Source organism: Microbacterium xerophyticum, assembly GCF_053543555.1.
This window is the reverse complement of sequence record NZ_JBLVOB010000009.1, coordinates 371,609-395,370: the sequence shown is the minus strand read 5'-3', so window position 1 is coordinate 395,370 and position 23,762 is coordinate 371,609. Positions and strand designations below refer to the sequence as shown.

Annotated in this window: 28 protein-coding genes; 9 read left to right on the top strand and 19 right to left on the bottom strand. The window is 66.4% G+C overall.

Features of this window, described 5'->3' with window-relative positions; genetic code table 11:
- Positions 1 to 25 precede the first annotated feature (25 nt).
- The 3 genes from rplT to infC all read right to left on the bottom strand — a co-directional run bounded on the left by rplT (position 26) and on the right by infC (position 1,337).
- Positions 26 to 412, bottom strand: a complete 387-nt coding sequence (gene rplT, locus ACNPNP_RS19860) for a 50S ribosomal protein L20 (protein WP_033106886.1) — start codon at positions 410 to 412, stop codon at positions 26 to 28.
- Positions 413 to 444: 32 nt separating this feature from the next.
- Complete coding sequence (rpmI, locus tag ACNPNP_RS19855) at positions 445 to 639, bottom strand: 50S ribosomal protein L35 (protein WP_448967753.1); 195 nt, start codon at positions 637 to 639, stop codon at positions 445 to 447.
- Positions 640 to 710: 71 nt separating this feature from the next.
- Entirely contained in the window at positions 711 to 1,337 is a 627-nt protein-coding gene (gene infC / locus ACNPNP_RS19850) for a translation initiation factor IF-3 (protein ID WP_448967809.1), read from the bottom strand.
- 261 nt (positions 1,338 to 1,598) lie between these two features.
- Here infC and ACNPNP_RS19845 point away from each other — a divergent pair, with 261 nt between their 5' ends.
- On the top strand, positions 1,599 to 1,994 hold the full coding sequence (locus tag ACNPNP_RS19845) for a DUF1844 domain-containing protein (protein ID WP_307364456.1): 396 nt from the start codon (positions 1,599 to 1,601) through the stop codon (positions 1,992 to 1,994).
- Positions 1,995 to 2,015: 21 nt separating this feature from the next.
- Here ACNPNP_RS19845 and ACNPNP_RS19840 read toward each other — a convergent pair whose 3' ends face one another.
- Together ACNPNP_RS19840 and priA are read right to left on the bottom strand one after the other, a co-directional pair.
- Complete coding sequence (locus tag ACNPNP_RS19840; protein WP_448967752.1) at positions 2,016 to 2,786, bottom strand: SseB family protein; 771 nt, start codon at positions 2,784 to 2,786, stop codon at positions 2,016 to 2,018.
- Positions 2,770 to 3,516: a bifunctional 1-(5-phosphoribosyl)-5-((5-phosphoribosylamino)methylideneamino)imidazole-4-carboxamide isomerase/phosphoribosylanthranilate isomerase PriA gene (gene priA / locus ACNPNP_RS19835; protein WP_448967751.1), complete on the bottom strand. Its 747-nt coding sequence runs from the start codon at positions 3,514 to 3,516 to the stop codon at positions 2,770 to 2,772. The genes ACNPNP_RS19840 and priA overlap by 17 nt, the downstream gene beginning before the upstream one ends.
- Positions 3,517 to 3,615: 99 nt before the next feature.
- On the opposite strand from priA, the gene ACNPNP_RS19830 reads away from it, so the two are divergent.
- The gene (locus ACNPNP_RS19830) at positions 3,616 to 4,842 is read left to right on the top strand and encodes a MinD/ParA family ATP-binding protein (protein WP_448967750.1); all 1,227 of its coding nucleotides are present in this window, start codon (positions 3,616 to 3,618) and stop codon (positions 4,840 to 4,842) included.
- Between the two features lie 171 nt (positions 4,843 to 5,013).
- Here the strand turns inward: ACNPNP_RS19830 and ACNPNP_RS19825 are convergent, their stop codons facing one another.
- The 10 genes from ACNPNP_RS19825 to ACNPNP_RS19780 all read right to left on the bottom strand — a co-directional run bounded on the left by ACNPNP_RS19825 (position 5,014) and on the right by ACNPNP_RS19780 (position 12,189).
- The gene (locus ACNPNP_RS19825; RefSeq protein ID WP_448967749.1) at positions 5,014 to 5,511 is read right to left on the bottom strand and encodes a hypothetical protein; all 498 of its coding nucleotides are present in this window, start codon (positions 5,509 to 5,511) and stop codon (positions 5,014 to 5,016) included.
- A gap of 93 nt (positions 5,512 to 5,604) precedes the next feature.
- Complete coding sequence (locus ACNPNP_RS19820) at positions 5,605 to 6,096, bottom strand: DUF6301 family protein (RefSeq protein WP_448967748.1); 492 nt, start codon at positions 6,094 to 6,096, stop codon at positions 5,605 to 5,607.
- A 125-nt stretch (positions 6,097 to 6,221) separates the two neighbouring features.
- Positions 6,222 to 6,692, bottom strand: coding sequence for a TY-Chap domain-containing protein (locus tag ACNPNP_RS19815; RefSeq protein ID WP_448967747.1), 471 nt, complete (start codon positions 6,690 to 6,692; stop codon positions 6,222 to 6,224).
- Positions 6,693 to 6,699: 7 nt separating this feature from the next.
- Positions 6,700 to 7,191 carry a DUF6301 family protein gene (locus tag ACNPNP_RS19810; protein ID WP_448967746.1) on the bottom strand — a complete coding sequence of 164 codons (492 nt, stop codon included), beginning with the start codon at positions 7,189 to 7,191 and terminating at the stop codon, positions 6,700 to 6,702.
- 27 nt (positions 7,192 to 7,218) lie between these two features.
- Positions 7,219 to 9,699: a hypothetical protein gene (locus ACNPNP_RS19805; RefSeq protein WP_448967745.1), complete on the bottom strand. Its 2,481-nt coding sequence runs from the start codon at positions 9,697 to 9,699 to the stop codon at positions 7,219 to 7,221.
- A 5-nt stretch (positions 9,700 to 9,704) separates the two neighbouring features.
- Positions 9,705 to 10,076 (bottom strand): DUF6507 family protein, encoded by a 372-nt coding sequence (locus tag ACNPNP_RS19800; RefSeq protein ID WP_448967744.1) that lies wholly within the window; start codon positions 10,074 to 10,076, stop codon positions 9,705 to 9,707.
- Positions 10,077 to 10,100: 24 nt separating this feature from the next.
- Complete coding sequence (locus ACNPNP_RS19795) at positions 10,101 to 10,436, bottom strand: hypothetical protein (protein WP_448967743.1); 336 nt, start codon at positions 10,434 to 10,436, stop codon at positions 10,101 to 10,103.
- Positions 10,436 to 11,482: a DUF6177 family protein gene (locus ACNPNP_RS19790; RefSeq protein ID WP_448967742.1), complete on the bottom strand. Its 1,047-nt coding sequence runs from the start codon at positions 11,480 to 11,482 to the stop codon at positions 10,436 to 10,438. The genes ACNPNP_RS19795 and ACNPNP_RS19790 overlap by 1 nt, the downstream gene beginning before the upstream one ends.
- Positions 11,482 to 11,793: a pore-forming ESAT-6 family protein gene (locus ACNPNP_RS19785; RefSeq protein WP_448967741.1), complete on the bottom strand. Its 312-nt coding sequence runs from the start codon at positions 11,791 to 11,793 to the stop codon at positions 11,482 to 11,484. Before ACNPNP_RS19785 ends, ACNPNP_RS19790 begins: the two co-directional genes overlap by 1 nt.
- A gap of 36 nt (positions 11,794 to 11,829) precedes the next feature.
- Positions 11,830 to 12,189, bottom strand: coding sequence for a hypothetical protein (locus tag ACNPNP_RS19780; RefSeq protein WP_448967740.1), 360 nt, complete (start codon positions 12,187 to 12,189; stop codon positions 11,830 to 11,832).
- 130 nt (positions 12,190 to 12,319) lie between these two features.
- On the opposite strand from ACNPNP_RS19780, the gene ACNPNP_RS19775 reads away from it, so the two are divergent.
- From ACNPNP_RS19775 to ACNPNP_RS19750, 6 genes are read left to right on the top strand one after another with little or no spacing between them, the layout of a single operon-like run.
- Positions 12,320 to 13,030: an FHA domain-containing protein gene (locus tag ACNPNP_RS19775; protein ID WP_448967739.1), complete on the top strand. Its 711-nt coding sequence runs from the start codon at positions 12,320 to 12,322 to the stop codon at positions 13,028 to 13,030.
- Complete coding sequence (locus ACNPNP_RS19770; RefSeq protein ID WP_448967738.1) at positions 13,027 to 13,548, top strand: OCRE domain-containing protein; 522 nt, start codon at positions 13,027 to 13,029, stop codon at positions 13,546 to 13,548. Before ACNPNP_RS19775 ends, ACNPNP_RS19770 begins: the two co-directional genes overlap by 4 nt.
- Positions 13,545 to 14,864, top strand: a complete 1,320-nt coding sequence (eccD, locus tag ACNPNP_RS19765; RefSeq protein ID WP_448967737.1) for a type VII secretion integral membrane protein EccD — start codon at positions 13,545 to 13,547, stop codon at positions 14,862 to 14,864. The genes ACNPNP_RS19770 and eccD overlap by 4 nt, the downstream gene beginning before the upstream one ends.
- Entirely contained in the window at positions 14,861 to 15,508 is a 648-nt protein-coding gene (locus ACNPNP_RS19760) for a hypothetical protein (protein ID WP_448967736.1), read from the top strand. Before eccD ends, ACNPNP_RS19760 begins: the two co-directional genes overlap by 4 nt.
- Positions 15,505 to 19,440: a type VII secretion protein EccCa gene (eccCa, locus tag ACNPNP_RS19755; protein ID WP_448967735.1), complete on the top strand. Its 3,936-nt coding sequence runs from the start codon at positions 15,505 to 15,507 to the stop codon at positions 19,438 to 19,440. The genes ACNPNP_RS19760 and eccCa overlap by 4 nt, the downstream gene beginning before the upstream one ends.
- Positions 19,437 to 19,970: a hypothetical protein gene (locus ACNPNP_RS19750; RefSeq protein ID WP_448967734.1), complete on the top strand. Its 534-nt coding sequence runs from the start codon at positions 19,437 to 19,439 to the stop codon at positions 19,968 to 19,970. Before eccCa ends, ACNPNP_RS19750 begins: the two co-directional genes overlap by 4 nt.
- A gap of 40 nt (positions 19,971 to 20,010) precedes the next feature.
- Here the strand turns inward: ACNPNP_RS19750 and hisH are convergent, their stop codons facing one another.
- Genes hisH through ACNPNP_RS19730 form a run of 4 tightly spaced genes read right to left on the bottom strand, consistent with a single transcriptional unit; the run spans position 20,011 to position 22,727 of the window.
- Entirely contained in the window at positions 20,011 to 20,646 is a 636-nt protein-coding gene (gene hisH / locus ACNPNP_RS19745; protein ID WP_448967733.1) for an imidazole glycerol phosphate synthase subunit HisH, read from the bottom strand.
- The gene (gene hisB, locus ACNPNP_RS19740) at positions 20,643 to 21,248 is read right to left on the bottom strand and encodes an imidazoleglycerol-phosphate dehydratase HisB (protein WP_448967732.1); all 606 of its coding nucleotides are present in this window, start codon (positions 21,246 to 21,248) and stop codon (positions 20,643 to 20,645) included. The genes hisH and hisB overlap by 4 nt, the downstream gene beginning before the upstream one ends.
- Positions 21,245 to 22,339, bottom strand: a complete 1,095-nt coding sequence (locus tag ACNPNP_RS19735; protein WP_448967731.1) for a histidinol-phosphate transaminase — start codon at positions 22,337 to 22,339, stop codon at positions 21,245 to 21,247. Before ACNPNP_RS19735 ends, hisB begins: the two co-directional genes overlap by 4 nt.
- A 13-nt stretch (positions 22,340 to 22,352) precedes the next feature.
- Entirely contained in the window at positions 22,353 to 22,727 is a 375-nt protein-coding gene (locus tag ACNPNP_RS19730) for a LysM peptidoglycan-binding domain-containing protein (RefSeq protein ID WP_448967730.1), read from the bottom strand.
- Positions 22,728 to 23,037: 310 nt separating this feature from the next.
- On the opposite strand from ACNPNP_RS19730, the gene lexA reads away from it, so the two are divergent.
- A complete protein-coding gene (gene lexA / locus ACNPNP_RS19725) occupies positions 23,038 to 23,724 on the top strand; it encodes a transcriptional repressor LexA (RefSeq protein WP_448967729.1) in 687 nt (228 codons plus the stop codon).
- Positions 23,725 to 23,762: the final 38 nt, after the last annotated feature.

The window sequence follows — 23,762 nt, the reverse complement described above, 5'->3', positions numbered from 1 at the left end:
CGCCGCCCGTCTTCGTGAGGGATGCTTACGCAGCCGACTTCGGAGCGTTGACGTCGGAAGGCAGGGCCTTCTTGGCCGTCTCGACCAGCGAGACGAACGTCGCGGGCTCGTTCACCGCGAGCTCGGCGAGCATGCGGCGGTCGACCTGGACGCCGGCAAGGCCGAGGCCCTGGATGAAGCGGTTGTACGTGATGCCGTTCTGGCGTGCAGCGGCGTTGATGCGCTGGATCCAGAGGCGACGGAAGTCGCCCTTGCGCTTGCGGCGGTCACGGTACGCGTAGACCAGGGAGTGGGTGACCTGCTCCTTGGCCTTACGGTAGAGGCGCGAACGCTGGCCCCGGTAACCGGAGGCGCGCTCGAGGATGACGCGACGCTTCTTGTGGGCGTTTACCGCCCGCTTTACTCTTGCCATTTTCCTGAGTTCCTATTCCTGCGTTCGGGCGTTCAGCGACCGAGAAGCTTCTTCGCGACCTTGGCGTCGCCCTTGGCGAGCACCTGGTCCTGGTTCAGACGGCGGGTGCGACGGCTCGACTTGTGCTCGAGGTTGTGGCGCATCCCGGCCTGCTGCTTCTTCAGCTTGCCGCTGCCGGTGATCTTGAAGCGCTTCTTAGCACCCGAGTGGGTCTTCTGCTTCGGCATCTTCTCTTCCTTCGTATGGCGCCTTCTCAGGCGACGGTTCAACCCGCGTTGCGGGAGTCTGGGGGCGGGTGTTACTCCGCGGCGGATTCCTTGGTGGTATCCGCTGTCTCACGCGTCGCATGCGACGCCTGCTTGTTGGCCGCACGCTGCGCGTCGCGCTGGGCGTTCTGCTCGGCCTTCGCGTCCGACTTGTTCTTCAGCGGCGCCACGACCATCACCATGTTGCGACCGTCGATCGTCGGGTTCGACTCGACGGTGCCGAGCTCGGCGACGTCCTCAGCGAACTTGCGCAGCAGACGGACACCCTGCTCGGGGCGCGACTGCTCACGACCACGGAACAGGATCATGGCCTTGACCTTGTCGCCTGCCTTGAGGAAGCCCTCGGCGCGCTTGAGCTTCGTCGTGTAGTCGTGTGCTTCGATCTTCAGACGGAAGCGCACCTCTTTGAGGATCGTGTTCGCCTGGTTGCGACGAGCTTCCTTCGCCTTCTGCGCGGCCTCGTACTTGAACTTGCCGTAGTCCATGATCTTGACCACGGGCGGCTTCGAGTTTGGGGCGACCTCGACGAGGTCTAGGTCGGCTTCCTGCGCAAGGCGCAACGCTGCCTCGATGCGGACGACGCCGATCTGCTCACCCGCGGGGCCGACGAGGCGGACCTCGGGGACGCGGATGCGCTCATTGGTGCGGGGATCGCTGATGCGGAACTCCTTTTAGACGATGGATTAAGCCACCGTGGCGCTGACTGCGACACGGGCGAAATCGGAATCGTCCCCCACCCACCGGCATTCAGACGCCGGCTTCGCACCCTGAACATCGGACTGCGTCCGATCTGCCGACGTGAGCCGGTGGAGTGCAAGACCCGGTAGCCTTGAACGGCAAGCGCGGGTGGGAAGTGAATCCTCTTTCGTTCCGGAGCAGTTACGCTCCGGAGCCCGACAAAGTCTAACAGAAGGCAAGGCATAGTGACGATTCCGGTTCAGGATGACGGCCACGACGAGCGCCACGAGCGCTGGCAGCAACAAGAGGATGCGGCATCCGCAGCCACCCGCGATATCGCGGACGTGCCGGCGGTCGAGGTGATCACCACCGCCGCCGTGCATCTCATGAGCGCCGCAGCGGTCAAGACCGGCCTCGCAGACAACCCTGACGCCGAACTCGACCTCGATGAGGCCCGCAAGCTCATCAACGCCCTCGCCGGACTCATCACGGCCGGTGCCCCCGAGATCAGCGACATGCACGCGCGCTCACTGCGCGACGGGCTGCGCTCGCTCCAGCTCGCCTTCCGCGAAGCATCCGCCATTCCCGACCCGATCGGGAAGGGGCCCGGCGAGAAGTGGACCGGGCCGGTCAACTGAGAGGCTCGCGGTCGGGCGGAGTCAGGCCGAGCGGCGGAGCTTCACGGTCAGGGAGTCGGCCAGGACGGCGATGCGGTCATCTGCCGCCCAGCGCTGAGCCAGGCGCCCGAGTACGGCATCCAGCACATCGCGCTCCAGACCGTCGACGAGTTCGAGGATGACGACCAGTTCGGGGCCGCTCAGCCGCGCATCCGGATCGCCCGAGTCGACGGCGACGTCGATCACGGCGAGCTCGCGCGCGACGCTCTCCTGAAGAGCCGTGAAGACCTCCGGAGAGTGGAAGCTGGGCTCCCACTTCTGGCCCTGAGCGATCGCCCAGACGGCGGGGCGACGGATCACGAACTCGGTGTCGGAAGTCGGATCCAGCACGATCAGGTCGGTCTGCTCCGACGACGCGGCCAGCGCCGCGCGCACAGCCTCGACCGGGATCGGCCGAGCCGTGGCATCCCACCTCTGCATCGCCGTGACCGAGGAGAACACCGGCTGCACCGTGCGACCGTCCGGAGCCGCGACCGTCACGATCGACAGCTCCTGCGTCTTGTCGACGGCGAGGCCGCTGGGCGCCACGCCCTCCTCGCCCTTCTCGGCGACGAGAGGGATCAGCACGCGAGCTGAGCGGAACGCATCGATGACCTCGACCTGGCTGCCCTCCCCCGCGCGGAAGCGCAGCAGAGCGGCGAGCAGTTCGGGGTCGGCGGCGCCGTCATCCCCCGAGTGAGCGTTCGACTCGAAACTGCGACCCGCCCAGGGGACGCCTGCGGAATCGCCGGCGCCGTCAGTCCCCCGCGACATCCAGCGCCTCAGCCAGCGTGAACGCACCGGCGTAGAGCGCCTTGCCCACGATCGCACCCTCGACCCCGAGGTGCACGAGCTCGCGCAGCGCGGCGATGTCATCGAGGCTGGAGATTCCGCCGGATGCGACGACCGGCTTCGGTGTGCGGGAGGTCACTTCGCGCAGCAGTTCGAGGTTGGGGCCGCGCAGCGTGCCGTCCTTGGTGACGTCCGTGACGACGTAGCGGCTGCATCCGGCATCCTCGAGACGAGCGAGCACCTCCCAGAGGTCGCCGCCCTCCTTGGTCCAGCCGCGAGCGGCGAGAGTCGTTCCGCGCACGTCCAAGCCGACAGCGACGGCCTCGCCGTAGCGGCCGATGACGTCAGCGGCCCACTCCGGGTTCTCCAGAGCAGCGGTGCCGAGGTTGATGCGGGAAGCGCCGGTCTCGAGTGCGGCTTCGAGGCTCGCGTCATCGCGGATGCCACCGGAGAGCTCCACATTCACATTGCGGAACTGCTTGATGACCTTCCGGAGCATCGGCGCGTTGGATCCGCGACCGAACGCGGCATCAAGATCGACCAGATGGATCCACTCGGCACCCTGATCGACCCACTCGGCCGCGGCGTCGAGCGGGTCGCCGTAACTGGTCTCGCTGCCTGCCTCACCCTGGGTCAGGCGGACCGCCTTGCCCCCGGCGACATCGACAGCCGGGAGAAGAGTGAGCTTGGGCGTTGACGCGAAGTCGTTCATCTCGTCCTCTGTAAGGGGTGGAGTGCTCCGATGGGAGGGCACGAGAACTGAGAGTACCTCCGAGGTCGGTCAGCCTCAAATGCCATTAGGCTCTACGTGATGTCTGGAGCAACCGAGGAACCCACGCCTTCGGCCGATGTGCCGGCCATGAGCGGTGACCACGCGCAGCCGATCATCAGCGGGATACCGCCGATGGCGCAGGCCATCCCACCGGTTCCGCCGCTCCCGTCGACATCTGCTGAAGCCGTCGATGCATCGCGGGACGAGTACCTCGAGCAGACATACGCGGCGGCGCCCGCGACTCCGGCCGATCCGCCGCAGTATCGACGCAGCAGCTTCGCAGCGCAGATCGATGATGCACCCGCCGCCGGCGCGGACCTGCCCTCTCGACGGCAGCAGCGCGAGCAGCAAGAACGCAAGTCATTCCTGCAGACGGAACGTCCGGAAGAGCCCGCCAGCGAAGGCGCGCGCGGTGCTCTGAACCGTATGGGCTTCAAGCTCGCACCGAATGCGGCGGAGCAGTCGGCGCGCAACGACGAGCTCGCGGTGAGTCAGCACTGGCCTGGTCCCAGGACGATCGCCGTCGTCAACGGCAAGGGCGGCGCGGGAAAGACACCGACGACGATCCTGCTCTCCGCGGTCTTCGCCCGCTACGGCGGTGCAGGTGTTCTCGCATGGGACAACAACCAGACGCGTGGCACGCTGGGGTGGCGCACCGAAGCAGGTGCGCACGATCGCACGCTGCTGGAGATGATCCCCGAGGCGGAGCGGCTGCTCGGCACCGGTGCGCAGTCGGCAGATCTCGCGCACTTCGTCCATCACCAGCCCCGCGAGAAGTACGACGTGCTGCGCTCGAAGCCCATCAGGCTCGCGCACGAGAACCGTCTGCGCCCTGAGGATGTCGATGCCATCCATGCCGTCGCGACGAAGTTCTACCGGCTGATCATCATCGACTCGGGCAATGACGAGTCCGATCCCATGTGGCTGCGCATGATCGATCGTGCCGACCAGATCGTCGTCGCGACCACGACTCGCGCCGACCACGCCGAGGCGGGCGCGCTGCTTCTCGAAGCCCTCGAGGAGCGCGACGATCGTTCCGCACAGCTCGCCCGGCAGTCCGTCGTCGTGGTCTCACAGGCCGATCCGAAGGCTTCGGCAGCCGACATCGAACACGTCGTCGGCGGATACCGGGCCCTCGCGCGGGAGGTGGTCAGCATCCCGTTCGATCACGAGATGGTCGACGGTCACCTCCGGTACGGCGCGCTCGCGAAGCGCACTCAGCGAGCCTGGCTCTCTGCTGCCGCCTCGGTCGCCCGCGGGCTCTGACTCGACGGGGTGGCGTGGGCTGGACCACTCCGGTTCACAGGCAGCTGTCCGTGTACGCATCGAACAGCGCCCTGGGCCTCCGGCAACGGCCACGCCAATGCGATCACGTCACACCCCTCGGCCGGAGGCATCAGTTTCATTGGATGCAACTTCAAATCAGACTTGAGATGTTCATTTGCCGGGCAGCTCGGCGTGCGCCAATTCCTCCCATTGACCCCACTCCGGAACCGGGAGATACAACGGTGCAGGATCAAACCGACGATCTGCGGTCGTCTCCACCGGATTGCCCTTCTCCCGCATCGACAAACGCCCCGTACCATCCTCATTGTTGAACACTGTCGCATGCACCAACGCCAGGCTCTCGGACCTCCGCAGCATCTCCTCCGCCGGAGGGTACGACCAGATCTCCGCAATGTGGCCAAACAGGCGACCATCGCCCAGGTTTTTCCACCACGTCTGCGACAACGGCACCCCCGGCAACTGCTGATGGGTCACTGTGAACGACGGAAACTCCCCCGTCGTCACCGTGATGAACCACGGCGCAATCCCTGTTGATTCATCCACCGGCGCGACGACAGCCAATTCCTTTGATGAATCGTGATACCGCTCACGCGCCTCGTCCTCATCGATCCACGTAAGCCCCGGCATGGGTACAGCCTTCTGCGACATGTACCCAAACCGTCCGCAGTACCGCCACTCAACCACGTCTACCCACTCTCGCTCACTGACGGATGCACGACCGTTGTACCCAGATCGGACGGTTCAGACACCGTAGAACGCCGCATTCCGATCAGATTCCACGCCCTGCGGCGTCCTGAAAGACGCGGTCACAGCGCGTTCCAAGAGGTTGAACCTCACCGTGCCTCCTCCGGGAACTTCCCAGGACGCACTTGTGGCATGCTCACCACGCTTCAGTGCTCGTTCACCCCGCCGTGAAGACCCTTCACGTACCAGAACAGTGAAATGATCACCCAGGAACGCCGTCGACTCCGGTGTCGGCGAAGGCGTCGAATCCGTCACCCAGAAGTCCATGGAGTAGACACGCCCCTCTATGTCGGGGGTTCTCACATCGGGGTGATTCAAGCCGGTGACGGAATTGACAAGGTAGCTCACGCCGTTCTCAACTTCAATAGTCCAACCCAAACGCTCCGATGCAGTCTTCTGGACTTCACCTCGCGATAATGGCCACTCCAACGCGATGAAGAAGTCCATCACGTCGCAGACATCTACCGGAGGCATCACTTTCCAAGCCATCGTTTCGCCCTATCTTCGCGGTCGGACGACGGAATGGCCGCTGTTCCAGGTCACCACTCGCGTCCGCGGGCTCACCAAGAACCGCTTCGACCTTTTGCCGCACTCGCAGCAGATCACGCGAACCCTCAAAATGCGGCAGTCAGTCCGAGCTGCGAGATCTCGAGCGGATCCTCGCCCTTGTCCAACGCCTCGATCTGCTCTGGGTACAACGTCACACCCTGCGGGAACGCCTCCGCATCCCGCCACGCCCTGTACACAAGCTGCCCTGGATCAGTGACACCGAACACGTCCCGCAACGCCACCACGCACCGCTCCGCCAACACCGAAAACTCCGACGTCAACGCCGGCAACGGCAACTCGGACGACCAATTCGGCTGACCCACGCTCGGCGCAACCCACCCTGCATCCGCCAGCCCAGCCTCATCGATCCCCGCAACCACCGCAACGCCCGGTGCCTCCGCAGACAACGCATCCGCCCCGCCCGCGAACTGCACATAAACGCGCGAATTCTCCCGCGACGACACGATCAGAAACACACGATCAGACACCACCCGAAACGCCTCAACCAACCGCCCAGCAAACTCCGACCAGGCCACGCCAGAATCAGACACCGGAACGCGCCGCCTTCAGATCAGACTCCACGCCCTGCGGCGTGCTGAAAGATGCAGAAACCGACCGTTCCGCCAGGTTGAACCTCACCCGGGCGGCACCGGGTACGTCCCATGACGCACTCGTACGAGCGTCACCACCACTCATCTCCGGCTTCCCCCACCTGGACGTACCCTCACGCACCAACAGAGCGAACTCATCGCCCAGGAACGCCGTTGATTCCGGCGTCGGCGGCGGTGTTACATCCGTCACTCGAAAACGGAGCACGTACATCGCTCCCCGCGGATCAATCGTGGTGACATCCGGGATGCTGAGCCCCGTCACCGTGTTCATCAGATAATCCTGACCGTCCTCGGTCTCGATCGTCCAACCGAACCGTTCCGAAGCCAATGACTGCACCTTGGCCTCCGGCAACGGCCACTCCAATGCGATCAAGAAATCCATCACGTCACACACCTCGGCGGGAGGCATCACTTTCCACGTCATTCTCTGACCCTATCTCCGTGATCGACATCAATTCAGGGGCGGAAGCGTAATCGGGTCGATGACGAAGTCCGTCTCGTTGATCGTGCCGTTCGGCTTCGCTTCGACCAAGTTGTATTCGACCTGAACTTCGCCACGACGGATCGCCTCCGCGATCCGCGGATCCGCATCCGGACGTTGCAAGTATTCGTGCAGACTGTCGGCGACTCGCGGGTCCTGCGACAGGAGGTCGCGAATGTACGGCGTCGTACCCTGTTGCACCTCGACGCCGTCCACGACTCGGGTGCCCAGCCCTGCATTGCCGCCTTTGAGTTCGGTGACCGTGAAGACCACCCTCCCCTCCGCAGTCACACCGATAGCAGCGTGGTCCAATCGATCACGCCCGACCTGATCCAGCGCATCAATCATCGTTGTCCGATCTCGCGTCGTCGCAAGCGAGTCCGCGATCTGCTCGGCAAGCTCACGCGAGGCCACCGACAGCGATGAACGCGCATCTCGTGCTTGCGTGGCGGCTGTTTCCAACTGCCGCGCCTGGCGCTCGCTCAGCTGCCCCGCATCGACAAGTCCCTCAAGGTGCGCCTCCACCGTGGCCTGCGAGTGACGCAACGCGCCCGGGTCGACGCCCGTCGCATTCGCGAGCTCCGTCAGTCTCCGATGCGCCGCGTTCGAGTCGGCCTGCAGTTCGGCACGTTCCTGCACGCGTGCCGAATGCTCCGCCTGAGCCGTCTCGTCCAGCACGGGATGGGTGGTCTCGCCACGCTCTGCCATCTGAACATCGCCGCCAGTCTCCGGCTTGTTCGGGTCATGGACGAACGAGTTGGTTGCTTCGTCGTGCAGCGCACCATTGGTATCGCGGTATGTTCCATCGGGATCGCCTTCGATGTGTCTCCGGCCATCCGCATCGACTTCGAACGGGCGTCCGTGCTTGTCATGCGTCGGTCCGCCGTCTGGCATCTGTGCGGGTGCCGGATCGGCACCGTGCTGCCCAGGTGCCGTGTCCGGCAGGTCCGGGTTGCGCGAACCAGCAGGGCTCTCTCCCATGACTGGCGATTCCGGTACCGACGGCGTCTCGGGCGCCATCACATGCGCTCCCGGTGTGCCGGGCTGAGAGGGTGGCTGGTCGAGTCCCAGCGACTCCGACACCGGAGTCCGCGGCGGCAGCGTCGGAATATCCGTCGCCGCATTCGCCACGCCCGGAAGCGGCGACGGACGCATCGGCGCGGTACCGATACCCTCCACCAGCGCACGCCAACCGCCCTTGAGCCCGTTCGCACTCAGATCGATGATCCGGACCGTCCCCGCGACGATGTGAGAGCCGCCAGGGATCGCGAACTCCGCCACATGGGTGCCGACACGAACCACGAACGACCCGACCTTGGTGCCCGACAGGACCACCTTCGCCCCGCCGCCTGCCCATCCGGCCACCGGGATGAAGAACGTGCCGATGTTCGCGATCGTCTCGGTACCCGTCGCGACGCCGTCCTCCTTCCACTTGTGCCAGCCGTCCTCGCCCGCCATCCAGGCCTGATGGTCCCAGCCGACCAGGCTCCCCCAACCGGTGTAGGCGGTGTTGAATCGGTCCTCGAGGAAATTCCCGACCGGCCCATCATCCTGGGTCGCAACCACAGCCAGCGCCGGGTTGGTGATGATCACCGTGGACAGGAGGAAGTCGCCGACGCCGAGCCAGGAGCGTCCCATCAGACCCCAGCTGTGATCGCCCGTCTCAGGGTCGAATCCGCCGAGGCTCTGCACGCCATCCCAGAGGCCGGTGCCGAAGTTCGCGAAGCCGTGGCCCACCGACTCGGTGCAGTTGCGGTCCTCATCGACGCCGGAACCCCACGTCGAGATCTCGGGAGTGTTCGCCAGCGCCTCAGCCGTTATGACCGTCGGCGGTGCGACGCACACCATCGTCAACTCCGCCTGGATCGCCGTCGCGCAGGTGGATGCTGCGGTCGAGATCCGCTCGATGATGGCGTTGTACTCGTCGACGTATCCCTGGTTCTCTTCCACTGCAGGACCGTGCTCGCGCCAGCCGATCTCCTTGGTCTCATCCCAGTCACCGGGCGAGACCAGCGTGCCGAAGAAGCCATCGGCCTCCCAACTGCTCACCTCGTAGCCTTCGAGAGCCCTGGCGCGGAACTCTGCCGCCCGGACCTCCAGATCCTCCAAGTCAGGCTTGATCCCCGCCAGCGCTGTCGCATACGTCTCGATCGCCGTCGAGATCCGCGAAGTCACGCCGTCCATCAACGTCGCGCCTTCCACAGCCGGGTCCATCAGTGCGTGTACGGCGTCGCGGTCGGGCGTCTCGAAAACGCCCGGTCCCTTCAAACCGGCCCATGCCGTCGACGCGTCCTCAGCTGCCGCGAGCACGTTCGTGCCGATCGCCGCGACGTTGTCCGCCGCGCCGTTGATGACCTCGACGTCGAGATCAGCCGACTTGCACGGGAAGCCGGCAGGATTGATCAAGCCGTCGTCCGCAGTGCAGACGAGCGCAGTGTTTTCGCCACCCATTTCGCCTACTCCGACCTGTAACCGTGCTGTTCGAAGTACGAGAAGTCGCCGTCCTCGGCAGCGGCGTACATCTCGGTCTGAAAGGTCTGAGCCATGTCCTCATTCCCCTCCTGCAGCGCTCGTGCCGAATTGCCTACCCCGCTGATCCCCGCAGCGATGTGATTGGCTACGTTCTCGAGGTTGACGTTCTGCTGTTCCGCGAGCACTTCGTTCAGCGCCTGTGGCACGCACGCGGTAACCCAGCTCCCCCAGGTGAGCCCGTTGAAGATCGTCGTGATCGAATCCTCCGTCACGACTTTGGCCAGCGCATCGTATGCCGTCGTCGTATTCGTCAGCGCCGTCGTCACCGGCACCGGATCCATCTTCCATTCAGACACTGCCCACACCTCTCCGGTCTCGCATCACAGCTTCTCCCTCACAACTCCTCGCACAGACCTCGCCAACGCCTCAGCGAGCGGCCGTGAAGCCGCGCTCGCTCCGAACGGAACTGTCATCTCCGTCCACAGCGCGAACGAGAGCGGTGGATCCTTCAGCATCGCCCGCGCCTCATCCGGCACATGCACCGGCACCGGATCGAAGATCGTCAGAACCTGCGCGCCGTTCGCGTCGACGAACTGAGTCACTTCGCCATCGCGGTACTCGATCCCCACGCCATCCGGAATCACCTGCGCCGCCGTCGCCGCCAACAGGTCGGCGGTGAGCGGTACATCGCTCAACAACACGAGTTCCATCGCCATCAGGACATCCCCCCGAGCTCTGTGGCGAGCACAGCACCCAGCCGTTCCTGATCGAGGTCGTAGGCGAATGCCCGCAACTGTGCCCAAAGAGCGTCCCGTCCTGTCATCCGCACCAGCGCACTGGGCACCCGCCCTGGGCCGAGCGTGGTCAGGTCGTGACGCTCGGCAAGCCTCGTGAAATCGAGACGAAGGTCCCTGACCGCGCGCGGACCGATCAGCACTGCCAACGGCGCATCCACTGGCTGAGCCCCCACCCTGAATCCGAAGTCCGCAGCGTTGTGCCTCAGCATCCCGGCCGAAACCATCGCCACCCGCGGCCGGAATTCGTCGACCAGCCCGGACAGCATGCGTGTCACGGTAGGCATGACTCGATCGCGCAGCTCTTCGACCGGTGTGGAGCTCAGACTCGGCAGCGGCACGCCCCCGTGCACGCGCTGGATCAGTCCGTCGCGCGTGCGCGCCACCGTGAGCGAGCACCATGCGCCCAGATCGGATGCAGCGAGGATCACCTCGCTCGCCGGCATCTGACCCTGCACCTGCGTGGTCAGCTCGCGATGATCCCACTGCGATGTCAACGGCTCATCGCGACCGTATCGAGTCAGCGGACCGCCACCCAGCGTCGCCACCGCGTGATCAGCCAGCGGGCCGACGAGGGTGGAGTCCACTGCTCGTTCCGTCGCGTAGATGTCGAAGAGCACGACAGGTACAGGCAGCCCTTCGACTGCGATGTCGGTGTGGCGCTCGGAAGCATCCGTACCGGTCCACAGCTCTGAGATGCTCTGGATGCGCAGTCCGGATCGCGCGTCGAACACTCCCCGGGCATTGCGAAAGGCCCAGAGCGCGCCGCTCTCAGTCATCGCGGTATAGAGGTGGGGGCTGATGAGCGCACCCTCCCCGGTGAGGAGGACCGGTCGCAGACCGTCCGCGCGGCAGTGGGCGAGGAAATGCCGTAGCGGCCGTGAATATGCGATCCGGTCGTGCTCGACCGAGAACAGTGCGTAGTCATCCGTCCACTCATCCGCGAACGGATGGACGGCGGTGACCATCAGATCGGCAGCGCCGCCCGCGCACGCTGCAAAGCGCGCAGTGCGACATCATCGTTCTGCTCGAGCGATCCGCGGATGGCGGCGATCACACCGCGCACCTGGACGCCCGCATCGTTCCACTGCTTCTCCAGGGCGGCGTACTCGTCCGAGACGCCATCGGCCTGGTAATCGGCCATCGCGGCCTTGACATCCTGATCCCGGCGCTCGAGAGCCGCCTCAAGGCGACCCGCGACGGTCTCGAAGTTCGACTGCGTCGACTGGGATGCACCGACGTTGTAGTCGTTGCGATCTGCTTGGTTCTCAAGTGGCATGACATACCCTCCGTGATGTGTCTGAGTCTTGACAGGTCAGGCGCTGGACTGACCCGAGATGCGAGCGAGTGTCGCCTCGCTGCTGAAATCGGCGGACGACTGCCCGGCGTCGTGCGCGGCGGCCCCGTCTTCACCGGCAGTGTTGAACGCGATGTTCTGCCCCGAGATCGCACCGACGATACCCGCGAGAGCACCGTTGAGGCCGTTCGCGATCGCGTCGGTGTTCAGCTTGAAGTTGTCGAATCGTGCACGTGCGGGACCGTTGAAGACCCCTTGAAGCGGCTCAGCGGCCTCGACGAGCGAGCGGACGAGCGTGCCGAGATCTTCGGACTCGGTCGCCGAACGCTGGCCGAGACGGACCAGCGTCTCCGCCTCCATAGCGAATTTAATGTTCATACCGCACTCCTTCCGAGAGACGTGTTCAATGCTAGGGAAACTGCTGCGGAAGTCCATGGGTAATAGTCCCCATGCCCCAAGGTCACAGGCGAACATCAGGTGAACCGGTGCGCTGTGTACGATGGCCGACGTGTCCTCTGATCCTGCCGTGCCATCCCGTGCAGCAGTCCTCACCTCCGTAGGGATGGATGTGCTGACGGTGATCCTGGCGGGTGCGGTCGGCTTTGCGATCGCCCCGTCGGCGCCCCTCGTCTGGGCGCTTTCGGTGGGCGCGGCGGCGGTCGTGGCACTCGTGATCTGGCGCGGGATGCTGGGCGGCAGCATCGGGCATTCGTTGCTGCGACTGCGCAGCATGGACCAGCTTTCGGGGCTTCCCTCCTTCCGCTTCCGCTCTTCGCGCATTGCCCGACGCGGCAGCGAGGACGACCCGTTCGCACTACGTCCGCAGCGATCCTCCATCGCGGCACCGCCGCGGCCCGACTCTCGCCCCGAACCGCCGCGCTCGCACCTCCGTCTGGTCGTGGATGACGGCACGACCCATACGGTGCAGCATTCGGCACTCATCGGCCGCGACCCGACCGTTCCGCTCGATCCCCGACACTCACTCGTCGCGATCCCCGATCTCACCCGCACGATCTCGAAGGTGCACATGCTCGTCCAGATCGGCACGGACGGATTGTCCGTCACCGACCTGGGCTCATCGAATGGGACATACGTAGAGGGTGCGGATGCACCCCTGATCCCGCACCTCGCGACCGTCGTGCCGTGGGGAGCCGCGCTCCTTCTCGGCGATCGTCGGGTCACCCTGGAACAGCGACGGCGCTCGACGGAGGTCTCGTGATCGACTACGACCAGACCCTGCTGGAGTCGACGCGCACGCACCGCGATCGACTCACCGCGGCCTTCGTGCACGGCGCGCAGCGCGACCGGCGCAAGGTCAACAACAACCTCAGGCGTCTGACCGGATCCATCATCCTGGGCGCTGTGATCTGCGCAGGCTGCCTGGGTACCGGCTTCGTGCTGAACATCATCGAGACGCAGCGCGAGGACAAGGCGATCGCCGCATTCCGCTCGGCGATCGCCTCCAGTCCGCTGCAAGCCGGTGACGGGCTTATCGAGGATGAGGAGACCGGTTATCTGATCGACACCGCGACCTCTGAACTCATCGATCCGCGCACGGGATTCATCGTGGACCCGACGACCGGATGGGCCACCGACCCGCAGGGACGCACGATCGATCCGCGCACGGGTTGGTACATCGACCCCGAGACCGGCTATTACACCGACCCGGAGACCGACGTCACCATCGATCCCGAGACGCTCGAGGTCATCGAATCGGTCGAAGATCAGAAGGAATGATGGAATACACGCGCGTCACAGTCATCGGCAGCCGCCGCAAGGCGGACCTCGTGCTGCCGGACGACCACCCCGTCGACGAGTTGCTCCCGGAGATCATCGACCTGCTCGAGGAGCCCGCCGCGGCCGGCTCCCCGCTCGTGCTTTCCACGCTGCTGGGGCAGCCGGTCGACGGACGCGCGCCTCTGTCCGATCAGAGCATCGACCACGGTGCGCTGCTCCGCCTCCTCCCCGCCGACGACGCACCGCGTCCGCCCGACGTCGCAGAGGTCACCGAGGCTGTCGCCGATGCGTCGGTCGGTCGCCCTGATCGTTGGAACAGCCGACTCACGGCGATCGTGGTCGCGTCGACGATCGCCGTGGTCACCACGACGGCCGGTCTGCTGCTTCCGCTGCCGGCGACGGCCGCGATCATCCTTCTGTCCTCCGTCTTCCTGCTCGCCGCCGTCGGTGGCGTCGTGCTCTCCCGGCGCGACAACATCTCAGGACAGCACGGCCTGCTCGGACTGTGCATCGGTGCCGCCCTGCCGCTCGGACTCCACACAGCCGTCTCCTTGCCTGCGCAGGGTGCCGCGGTGATCCCGGTCACACTCGCGATCACCTGGGCACTGATCTGGGCCGCGGTGGCCGTCGTGGTCGGTATCGGCGGCCGGCATCCCGGAGTACTGTCGGGCGCAGCGCTGGCCCTCCTGAGCAGCGCCGTCGTGCTTGTGGCGACGCTGAGCGCGGCGTCGATCCCGCTCGTGGCGGCGTTCTCGGGTATCGCGGCGGCTGTCGTCCTCGCACTCGCACCGTCGTTCGCCCTCAGCAGCGCGGGTGTGACCAGGCTGGACGACACCGCCATGGACGGTGACACGGTCAAACGCACCGACATCGACTCGGCATTGGCCACGGCGTTCGCCTCGCAGACCGCTCTCGTACTCGCACTGACGCCCCCGATCGCATCGACGGCCATGATCCTCGGCGCCGGTGACACCTGGCAGGCCGGCCTCGCCGCAGCCCTCGTCATCCTTGTGCTGGTGCGCAGCAGACTCTTCCCCTTCGCGACCGCCCGCATCGCCCTGCTCGCGGCGACCGTGCTTCCGGCCGCCCACTGGTTGTGGACCACTGACATGCTGCCCCAGCCGTGGCCCGTCCTCATCAGCGGGGTTGTCGTCCTCCTTCTCGTGCTGGTCGCCGTCATGCGACCGTCTGCGGCAGCGCAGGCGCGTTTGCGGCGCTTCCTCGGCGTCCTCGAATCGTTGTCCGCGATCGCACTGATCCCACTCCTGCTCGGCATCCTCGGCATATTCGACGATCTTCTCGGAGCGTTCTCGTGAGCAGGTGGGGAGGGCTGCTCCAGGTCTGGTCGACAGCACGGCACGAGCAGGCGATCTCCGCCGAACGCGACCTGCGCGCGCCCCTCCCGGTGGTGCGTCGGATCGGATTCGCATCGCTTCGGGGCGGAACCGGATGCTCCACCGCAGCGCGTGGCGTCGCATCGACGCTCGACGGGCGCAGAAGCGGTGGTGTCCTGCTCCTCGACGCGGCCGACGCCAGCCCCATCCGGTCCCCTCTTTCGGACTCGGGCACAGGGCGCGCCCCCGAACTCACGCTCACCGACTGGGGCTCCATCGACGCCGCACGGCTCTCCACGATCTCGGCGTCATCTCACGTGCTGTGCTTGACGTCGACGACCGAACGGCCGGCGGTGCAACAGGCCCTGGACGCGGCATCCTCCGTGATCGCATCGGGAACGCCGACGGTACTGGTGGCGTCGTCCGTGCGCGGGAGGGCGACGCCCGTGGCGCGACGGATGCTCGCATCGTCGCCGGTCCCCGTGTTCCTCCTGCCCTTCGACCGCACCGTTCGCCTCGGCGAGCCCGGCGCCCGCAGCAGTGCGAGCGCCTTCGCCCTCGCGACGCTGAGCGCAGAGATCGTGCGCCTCGGCGGACGCTCCTCGACGGAGGTGCTGGTCGCATGACCCGGACGTTGTTCCACCGCCCCACACGAGTGACGGCGCCTCCGACTCCACCGGAGCCCGAACTCATCCCGCCGCCCCCGGCGCTCACCGATCAGGGCGGCGGCATGCCGCTGCAGTTCATGCTTCCGCTGATCGGGGCGTTGTCGTCCGTCATCATGATGGTCGTGCTGCGCAACGGACAGCCGTTGTTCCTCGTTCTGGCCGCCGTGATCTTCGTCGTCGCCATCGTCGGTGGACTCGGTTTCGCCCTGTCCGCACGCGGTCGGGCGGCACGCAAGGCCCGCACTCAGCGCGAGCTGTACCTCGACTACCTCGAGCGCTACCGGTCCGAGTTGCGTGAACGCGGCGCCAGCGACCGCGCCTCTGCGATCGCCGTGCATCCCGCCCCTGAAGCCCTCGTCGGCATCATGCGCGATCCGGCTCGCCGATGGGAACGCCGCCGCTCCGATGACGACTACCTATCCGCACGGATCGGCGTCGCATCGCGTCCGTGGTTCTCACTATCCGTCGCTCGAAGCGATTCCCCGCTCGAGCCCGCGGACCCCATCCTGCTGCGCGAGGCGGAGATCGTCGCACGCAGCCTCGACGCCGTACCCGAGATGCCTGCGACGGCAGATCTGCAGGACGCGTGGGTCGTGTCCGTGGTCGGTGACCGTGACCGCGGCATGTCGGTGATCCGCTCACTGGTCGCCCAACTGGCCACCGCGCACACTCCGGACGATCTGACCCTGGCCGCCGCCTACGCGCCGCAGCACGCCGATCAGTGGAACGGATTCGATCTCCTGCCCCATGTGCAGGATCCCGGTCTCTTCGACGGCCCTGTCCCTGCACGCCGGATCGCTCCCGACATCCGTTCCCTCGCTGATGTCCTCGCGGGCGACCTCGGCAAGCGTGCCGGTTCCGCCGCAGGCGTGCAGCGCCACGGCCGAGGCGAGAATCCGCACGGACGCCTCGTCGTCTTCCTCGATGACCACGGGCGGGCCGCGTCGCGTCTGAACAGCCCGGATCCGCACCTGCGCATTCGTGACCTCAACATCACCGTCGTCCATCTGCTCGCAGACCGTCTGGATGAGCCGGACGACGTCGACATCCGCGTCACCGTCGACGACGACGGTGCGGTGATCACCTCACAGGCGTCTTCGGCCGCTCCCGCGCATGTCGCCTTCACGCCGGATCGGACACACGACGGGACGGTGACGACGCTGGCTCGCTCGATGGCCGCGTTCCGCACGGTGCACGCGTCTCGGCCGCAGAGCGGCACGACCGAGGCCTTCGACATCACCCAGCTTCTCGGGATCACGGATGCGTCCGCGATAGACCCGGATGAGCTGTGGACTCCCCGCTCGCCCAGCGCCTTCCTGCGCGTGCCGTTCGCGCTCGACGACAATGACCGCCCCGTCTTCCTCGATCTGAAGGAGAGCGCGCAGGAGGGCATGGGCCCACACGGCATCTGCGTCGGCGCCACAGGTTCGGGCAAGTCCGAGATGCTGCGCACCCTGTTGCTCGCCCTCGCCCTGGCGCATCCGCCTGAGGACCTGAGCTTCATCCTCGTGGACTACAAGGGCGGCGCGGCGTTCTCGCCTTTCCAGAAGCTGCCGCACATCGCCGGACTCATCGACAACCTCGCCGACGACCCTCAGCTCACCACTCGCGCACGCGCCTCACTCCAGGGCGAGGTGGTCAGGCGACAGCAGCTGCTCAAGGATGCTGATGCGTCGCCCTCCATCACGCATTACCGTGAGCTCCGCAAGACTCGGCCCGATCTGCCGCCGATGCCTCATCTGTTCATGGTGATCGACGAGTTCGGCGAACTGCTCACCGCCGAGCCGGAGTTCATCGACCTGTTCCTGCAGATCGGCCGGATCGGCCGGTCCATCGGCATTCATCTGCTCCTTTCCAGCCAGCGCATCGAGGCAGGCAAGCTGCGCGGACTCGACACGTATCTGTCCTACCGTCTCGGGTTGCGGACATTCAGCGAGAGCGAGTCGCAGGTCGTGCTCGGGACGACGGACGCCTATCGACTTCCGGCATTGCCCGGCTACGGCATCCTCAAGGTCGACACGTCGCTGTATCAGCGATTTCGCGCCGGATATGTGTCCGGTCCGGTGCCGGTCCGGGCCGCGCCTGCACCCAGCGAGGGCGAGCTCACACGCGTCTTCCGCGTGCCGACGTACAACGGCATCAGCCGGGACGACGACGATGACGGGCCATCGGCGAGTCCGGCGTTCACGACGCCAGAGGTCGGGCAGCTGCTCGTGGACGAGGCCGTTCTGCGACTTCGCGCCGACGATCGCACCGTCTCGTCGGCGTGGTTGCCTCCGCTGCCGGAGACCCTCGCACTCGGGCAGATCCTGGGAGAGCGGGAGCGGACGGTCGCCCTGGAGACGCCGATCGGGCTGATCGACGATCCGGCGCACCAGAATCAGCAGCCGTGGATGCTCGATCTCACGCGCGGCGGCGGCCATCTCGCCATCGTCGGAAGCCCCCAGTCAGGGCGCACCACGCTGCTTCGGACCATAGCCGTGTCCCTCGCGCTCGGTCGCACCCCGGCCGAAGTCGCGGTGTACGGGATGGATCTTGCCGGCGGGGGGCTTCGCCGACTCGAGCCGTTCCCGCATGTCGGCGGCGTCGCCACTCGATCGGATCCCGCACGAGTGCGCCGGCTGATCGAAGAACTCGAGTCGATGCTCGCCACGCGTGAGCGCGTGTTCAAGGACTCCGGCATCGATTCGGTCTCGCAGTTGCGTGCACGGCACGCCGCCGGACAAGTGCCGCAGCTGTCGTCCGCAGACGTGGTCGTGCTCGTCAACGGATACGGCGCCCTCAGACAGGAGTTCGACGATCTCGATGCGGCGTTCACCGCTGTGATGCTGCGTGCGTCTAACTACGGCGTGCACATCGTGCTCGGACTCTCCCGGTGGAGCGAGTTGCGCATCGCCCACCAGTCGCTGTTCGGGACGAAGATCGAACTGCGACTGAACGACCCGACCGAATCGACGATCGACCGCTCTCTCGCCAAGACGATCAGCACGTCGACGCCGGGGCGGGCCCTCGCCGACAGCGGACTCCTGGGCCATATCGCGCTGCCCGTTCTCGAGACGAGCAGCGACGAGGAACTGGGTGACCAGATCGAGGAACTCGGACGGCGGGTGGCGGCGTCGTGGGCCGGCCCGTCTGCCGCCCCCATCCGGTTGCTCCCGCAGGAATTGGATCCGGAACAGCTGCCGGAGGCTGTCGACGAACCGGATGCCGTGCCGTTCGGCCTGCGCCAGGACACGATGGCCAGCGCGTTCTGGGAGTTCCAGCAGGCGGATCAGCATCTGCTCGTGCTCGGCGATGCGCGCAGCGGGAAGTCGGCGACGCTGCGCATGATCGCCGCAGGTCTCATCGAGAGATTCACGCCGGAGGAGCTCGCTATCGCCGTGGTGGATTCCCGCGGCCACGTCGCAGAGGTCATCCCCGACGAATACCTCGCCGCACACGCCAGGACGGCGACGCAGGCGTCAGGCCTGGCGTCGTCGATCGCGACGGAGCTCGCCCGCAGACCGCAGATGTCCGCGAAAGAACTCAGGAGCGTTCCCCGAGTGGTGCTGCTCGTCGACGACCACGACATCATCAGCGCGGGCGGCATGGAGCACCTGTCGGCGCTGGCGCCGCATCTGCCCACCGCGCGCGACAGCAAGTTCCACATCGTGCTCGCGCGTCCCGTCGCCGGGTCGGTGCGTGCGATGTACGGCGCCTTCCTGCAGGGCATCCGCGACACCGGGGCAGCGCTGCTGATCCTGTCCGGCGATCGGAGCGAAGGGCAGATCATGCCCCGTCTGTACGCGGAGAGATTCCCGCCGGGGCGCGGACGCTATGCACGGCGCGGAGAGAGCCCGTTCGTCGTGCAGGTCGCGCATCTGCCCGACAGTGCGGAGGCGAGACCATGACCTCGTTGACGTTCCTCGGCACGAGTGGAGGAACCGGCACGACGACCCTCGCTGCTCTGAGCGTGCTGCTTCTGGTCGAGCAGGGCTCGCGGATCCCGACCGTCGTCGCGGAGGATGCGCAGTCGTTCGACCTCCGCCTCGGCACCCTCTCGTCGCCGGTGCGCGGGAGCGGGCACGAGCTGGTCGACGGCGGACGATATCAGGCCGGAAAAGCCGCGGCGGCGATCGAGCAGGGCCGCCTGGTCCTGGTGGGCGCATCCACTCCCCAGGGCGTCGCCGCGCTCGAGAGCAGTCTCTCGGACGTGGCGCAGCGCTTCGGCGCCCCCGGTCTCGAACGCACCCTCCCGGTGCTCTGCTCGGCGTTCGGGAGATCCCCGGCCGTCGCCGGCCGCGTGTCCATCCCCTTCGACGCGCGTCTCGCCGTCGGCGCGCCGCTCACGAAGACGTTTCCGTCCCTGCGCACGCGGACGAAGACCGCACTGAACATGCAGTGGCTGCCCGTCGTGCGGGAGACCTACGGTATCCGGTGACCTGTGCGTCACCGGCGCGGCTCTTCGTCGGAGCGGCTCTTCAGAGACTCTGAACCCAGTTGCGCAGCAACTGGATGCCGGCGTCTCCCGACTTCTCAGGGTGGAACTGCGTCGCTGAGAGCGGGCCGTTCTCGACCGCGGCGAGGAACGGCGTGCCGTACGTCGTCCATGTGAGCGCGGGCTGCGGGAACGGGGGGATCACGTCGAGCTCCCAGCTCTGCGCGGCATAGGAGTGCACGAAGTAGAACCGCTCGTCCTCGATACCGCGGAACAGTACGCTGCCCTCGTCTGGCGTGACGGTGTTCCATCCCATGTGCGGCAGAACGGGCGCGTCCAGTTGCGTCACGGTTCCCGGCCATTCGCCGAGGCCTTCGACGTCCTGCCCGCGTTCCACACCGTGCGAGAAGAGCACCTGCATGCCGACGCACACTCCGAGCACCGGCCGGCCACCGGCGAGTCTGCGCTCGATGATCTCGTCGCCGCCCTTGGCGTGCAGCGCCTCGCGCACCGCAGCGAACGCGCCGACGCCGGGCACGAACAGTCCATCGGCCTCCAGCGCGGCCTTGCGATCACCCGTGAGCGTCGCATCGGCTCCCGCCGCGATCAGCGCCTTGACCGCGGAGTGGACGTTGCCTGATCCGTAGTCGTAGACCGCGACGGTGGGTCTGCGTGTCACAGTGCGCCCTTGGTGGAGGGGATGCCGACCACCTGAGGGTCGAGCGCCTTGGCCTGGCGGAATGCGCGTGCGAACGCCTTGAACTCTGCCTCGGCGATGTGGTGCGGGTCTCGGCCGCCCAGTACTCGCACGTGCACGGTCAGCCCCGCACCGAACGTGATCGCCTCGAAGACGTGCCGCACGAGGGAGCCGGTGAAGTGGCCGCCGATGAGGTGGTGCTCGAATCCTGCAGGCTCGCCGGAGTGGACGAGGTAGGGACGGCCGCTGATGTCGACGACCGCCTGCGCGAGAGCCTCGTCGAGCGGCACGAGTGCGTCGCCATATCGGGAGATGCCGGATTTGTCGCCCAGTGCCTCGCGGATCGCCTGGCCGAGCACGATCGAGATGTCTTCCACCGTGTGGTGAGCGTCGATGTCCGTGTCGCCCGACGCGCGCACGGTCAGGTCGGTGAGCGAGTGCTTCGCGAACGCCGTGAGCATGTGGTCGAAGAACGGCACAGACGTGTCGATGTGACTCTGCCCTGTGCCGTCGAGGTTGAGCTCGAGCTCGACGGTCGACTCGGACGTGCTGCGGGTGCGGGTCGCGGTGCGGGAAACGCTCATGACGCCGATCCTATCGAGGCCAGCGCGTCCAGGAACGCCGTCGTCTCGGCCTCGGTGCCGGCGGTGACCCGCAGGTGGTTCGCGATGCCCACGTCGCGCACCAGCACGCCGCGTTCGTAGAGTGCCTGGAACGTCGCCTGCGGATCTGCCACTCCCCCGAACAGCACGAAGTTCGACCATGACTCGTGGGGCTCATAGCCGAGCGCTTCCAGGGTCGCGGTGATCCGGTCGCGCTGCTCGACGATCTCGTCGACCATGCCGAGCATCGTCGGCGCATTGCGCAGCGCAGCCACGGCGGCCGCCTGGGTGAGGGCGCTGAGGTGGTACGGAAGCCGGACGAGCCGGAGAGCGTCGATGAACGCCGGGTCGGCGGCGAGATACCCGACCCGTGCGCCGGCGAACGCGAACGCCTTGCTCATCGTGCGCGAGACGGCGAGACGGGGGCGACCTTCGAGAAGCGTGAGAGCGGATGCCGACTCTCGGGGCGCGAACTCCTGATACGCCTCATCCACCACGACGACCCCGCTGGACGCCTCGTAGACGGCCTCGATCACGTCAAGGCCGAGCGGGGTGCCCGTGGGGTTGTTCGGCGTGCACAGCATGATCACGTCGGGATCTGCGTCGATGACTTGAGCCACCGCGTCCTCCACGGTGATCGTGTAATCGGGCTGACGCTCCCCCGCGACCCAGCGCCCACCCGTGCCCTGGGTGAGCAGGGGGTACATCGAGTACGTCGGTGCGAAGCCGAAGACCGTGCGCCCCGGCCCTGCGAAAGCCTGAAGGATGTGCTGCAGCACCTCGTTCGAACCGTTGCCCGCCCAGATCTGCGACGCGTCGAGGCCGTGTCCGAGGTATTCGGCGAATCCTTCGCGCAGGGCCGTGAACTCCCGATCCGGGTAGCGGTTCACGTCGCGCAGTGCGACGGCGATGTCGTCGAGGATGTCGCTCGCGACTTCATCCGGCACGGGATGGGTGTTCTCGTTCACGTTCAGCGCGACGGCCAGCGGGGCCTGCGGTGCGCCGTAGGGGGTGAGACCGCGAAGATCGTCGCGGAGGGGTAAGTCGCTGAGTGAAACAGTCACCCTCCCCATGTTAACGGTGAGATCAGCCGGCGTACTCCGCCGGGATCGCGAGCTGCTGTCCGACCTGCAGGGACCCACCGTTCAGAGCGTTGAGCTTCTGGATCTCACTGATGACCGTGCGAGGGTCTTCGGCGGGGGCGACATCTTCGGCGATCGCCCAGAGCGTGTCGCCCGGCATGACGGTCACAGTGTCGAAGACGGTCGCGTCAGCGGCGTCGCCCGAAGCGAGCGCCGAACCGCCGCTGATCGCGGCGAACCCGATGCCGGCCGCCAGAGGGAGAGCTGCAAGAGCGAGCAGAAGTCGACGCCCGCGCGCCGTCAGCCGGAGTCGCGTCGGTGCGCTGGAAGCGGCACGAACGGGAAGAGCTGCGGGGGCGCTGATGCTGATGGTGCTCATGTGATTTCTCCTCTGCCTCTTGGCTGCCTCGGGACTTGCGTCCTTTGGCGTAGCGTTCGCATTCGCCGCTCGGCCGGGAGCGAGGAATGCGAAGCTACGTACCGAATGTATCTTCGAATTCGAACATCTGTCAAGACTTATTCGAAACCCATCCAGCGAATTCACCGACACGCTCGAACAGATCTTCCGTTTCAGTGCGATTCTCGGATACGGTTTCGATACGAACACCACACCACGGGCCACCGACATTCGAAGATGAACGCCGGTGGACACGAACGCCAGCACCGTGAAAGCGCACGAAGGAGCACCCATGAGCGACATCTCCGTCCCCGGCCCTGAGGCTCCGCGCACCCGTCGGCGCAAGAACCTCAGCGCGAAGCAGCTGGCGATCCTCGAGGTCATCCAGACCTCGATCGCGAGGCACGGTTATCCGCCGAGCATGCGAGAGATCGGCGACGCCGTCGGGCTGAAGTCGCTCTCCAGCGTCACCCACCAGCTCGGGCAGCTCGAGCTGAGCGGCTACCTGCGACGCGACCCTGGCAAGACGCGTGCCATGGAAGTGCTCATCGACCTGCCGGGCACGAGCGGCGAGAATCCGGCAGACTCCGCCACACCCGTCGGCGACGCGGCGATGGTGCCGCTGGTCGGTCAGATCGCGGCCGGCATCCCGATCACCGCCGAGCAGCAGGTCGAAGAGATCTTCCCGCTGCCCCGCCAGCTCGTCGGCAAAGGCGATCTGTTCATGCTCAAGGTCTCCGGTGAGTCGATGATCGACGCCGCCATCTGCGACGGCGACTGGGTCGTCGTGCGCACGCAGAACACGGCGGAGAACGGCGAGATCGTCGCGGCCATGCTCGAAGGCGAGGCGACGGTGAAGACGTTCCGCCAGCGCGATGGCCACACCTGGCTGCTCCCCCGCAACTCCTCGTTCGAGCCCATCCTCGGCGACGACGCCGTGGTGCTGGGCAAAGTCGTCGCGGTGCTGCGCGCGGTCTGACCGCATCAACGGGTCTTCCGCTCGCCGTCGCCGAGCGC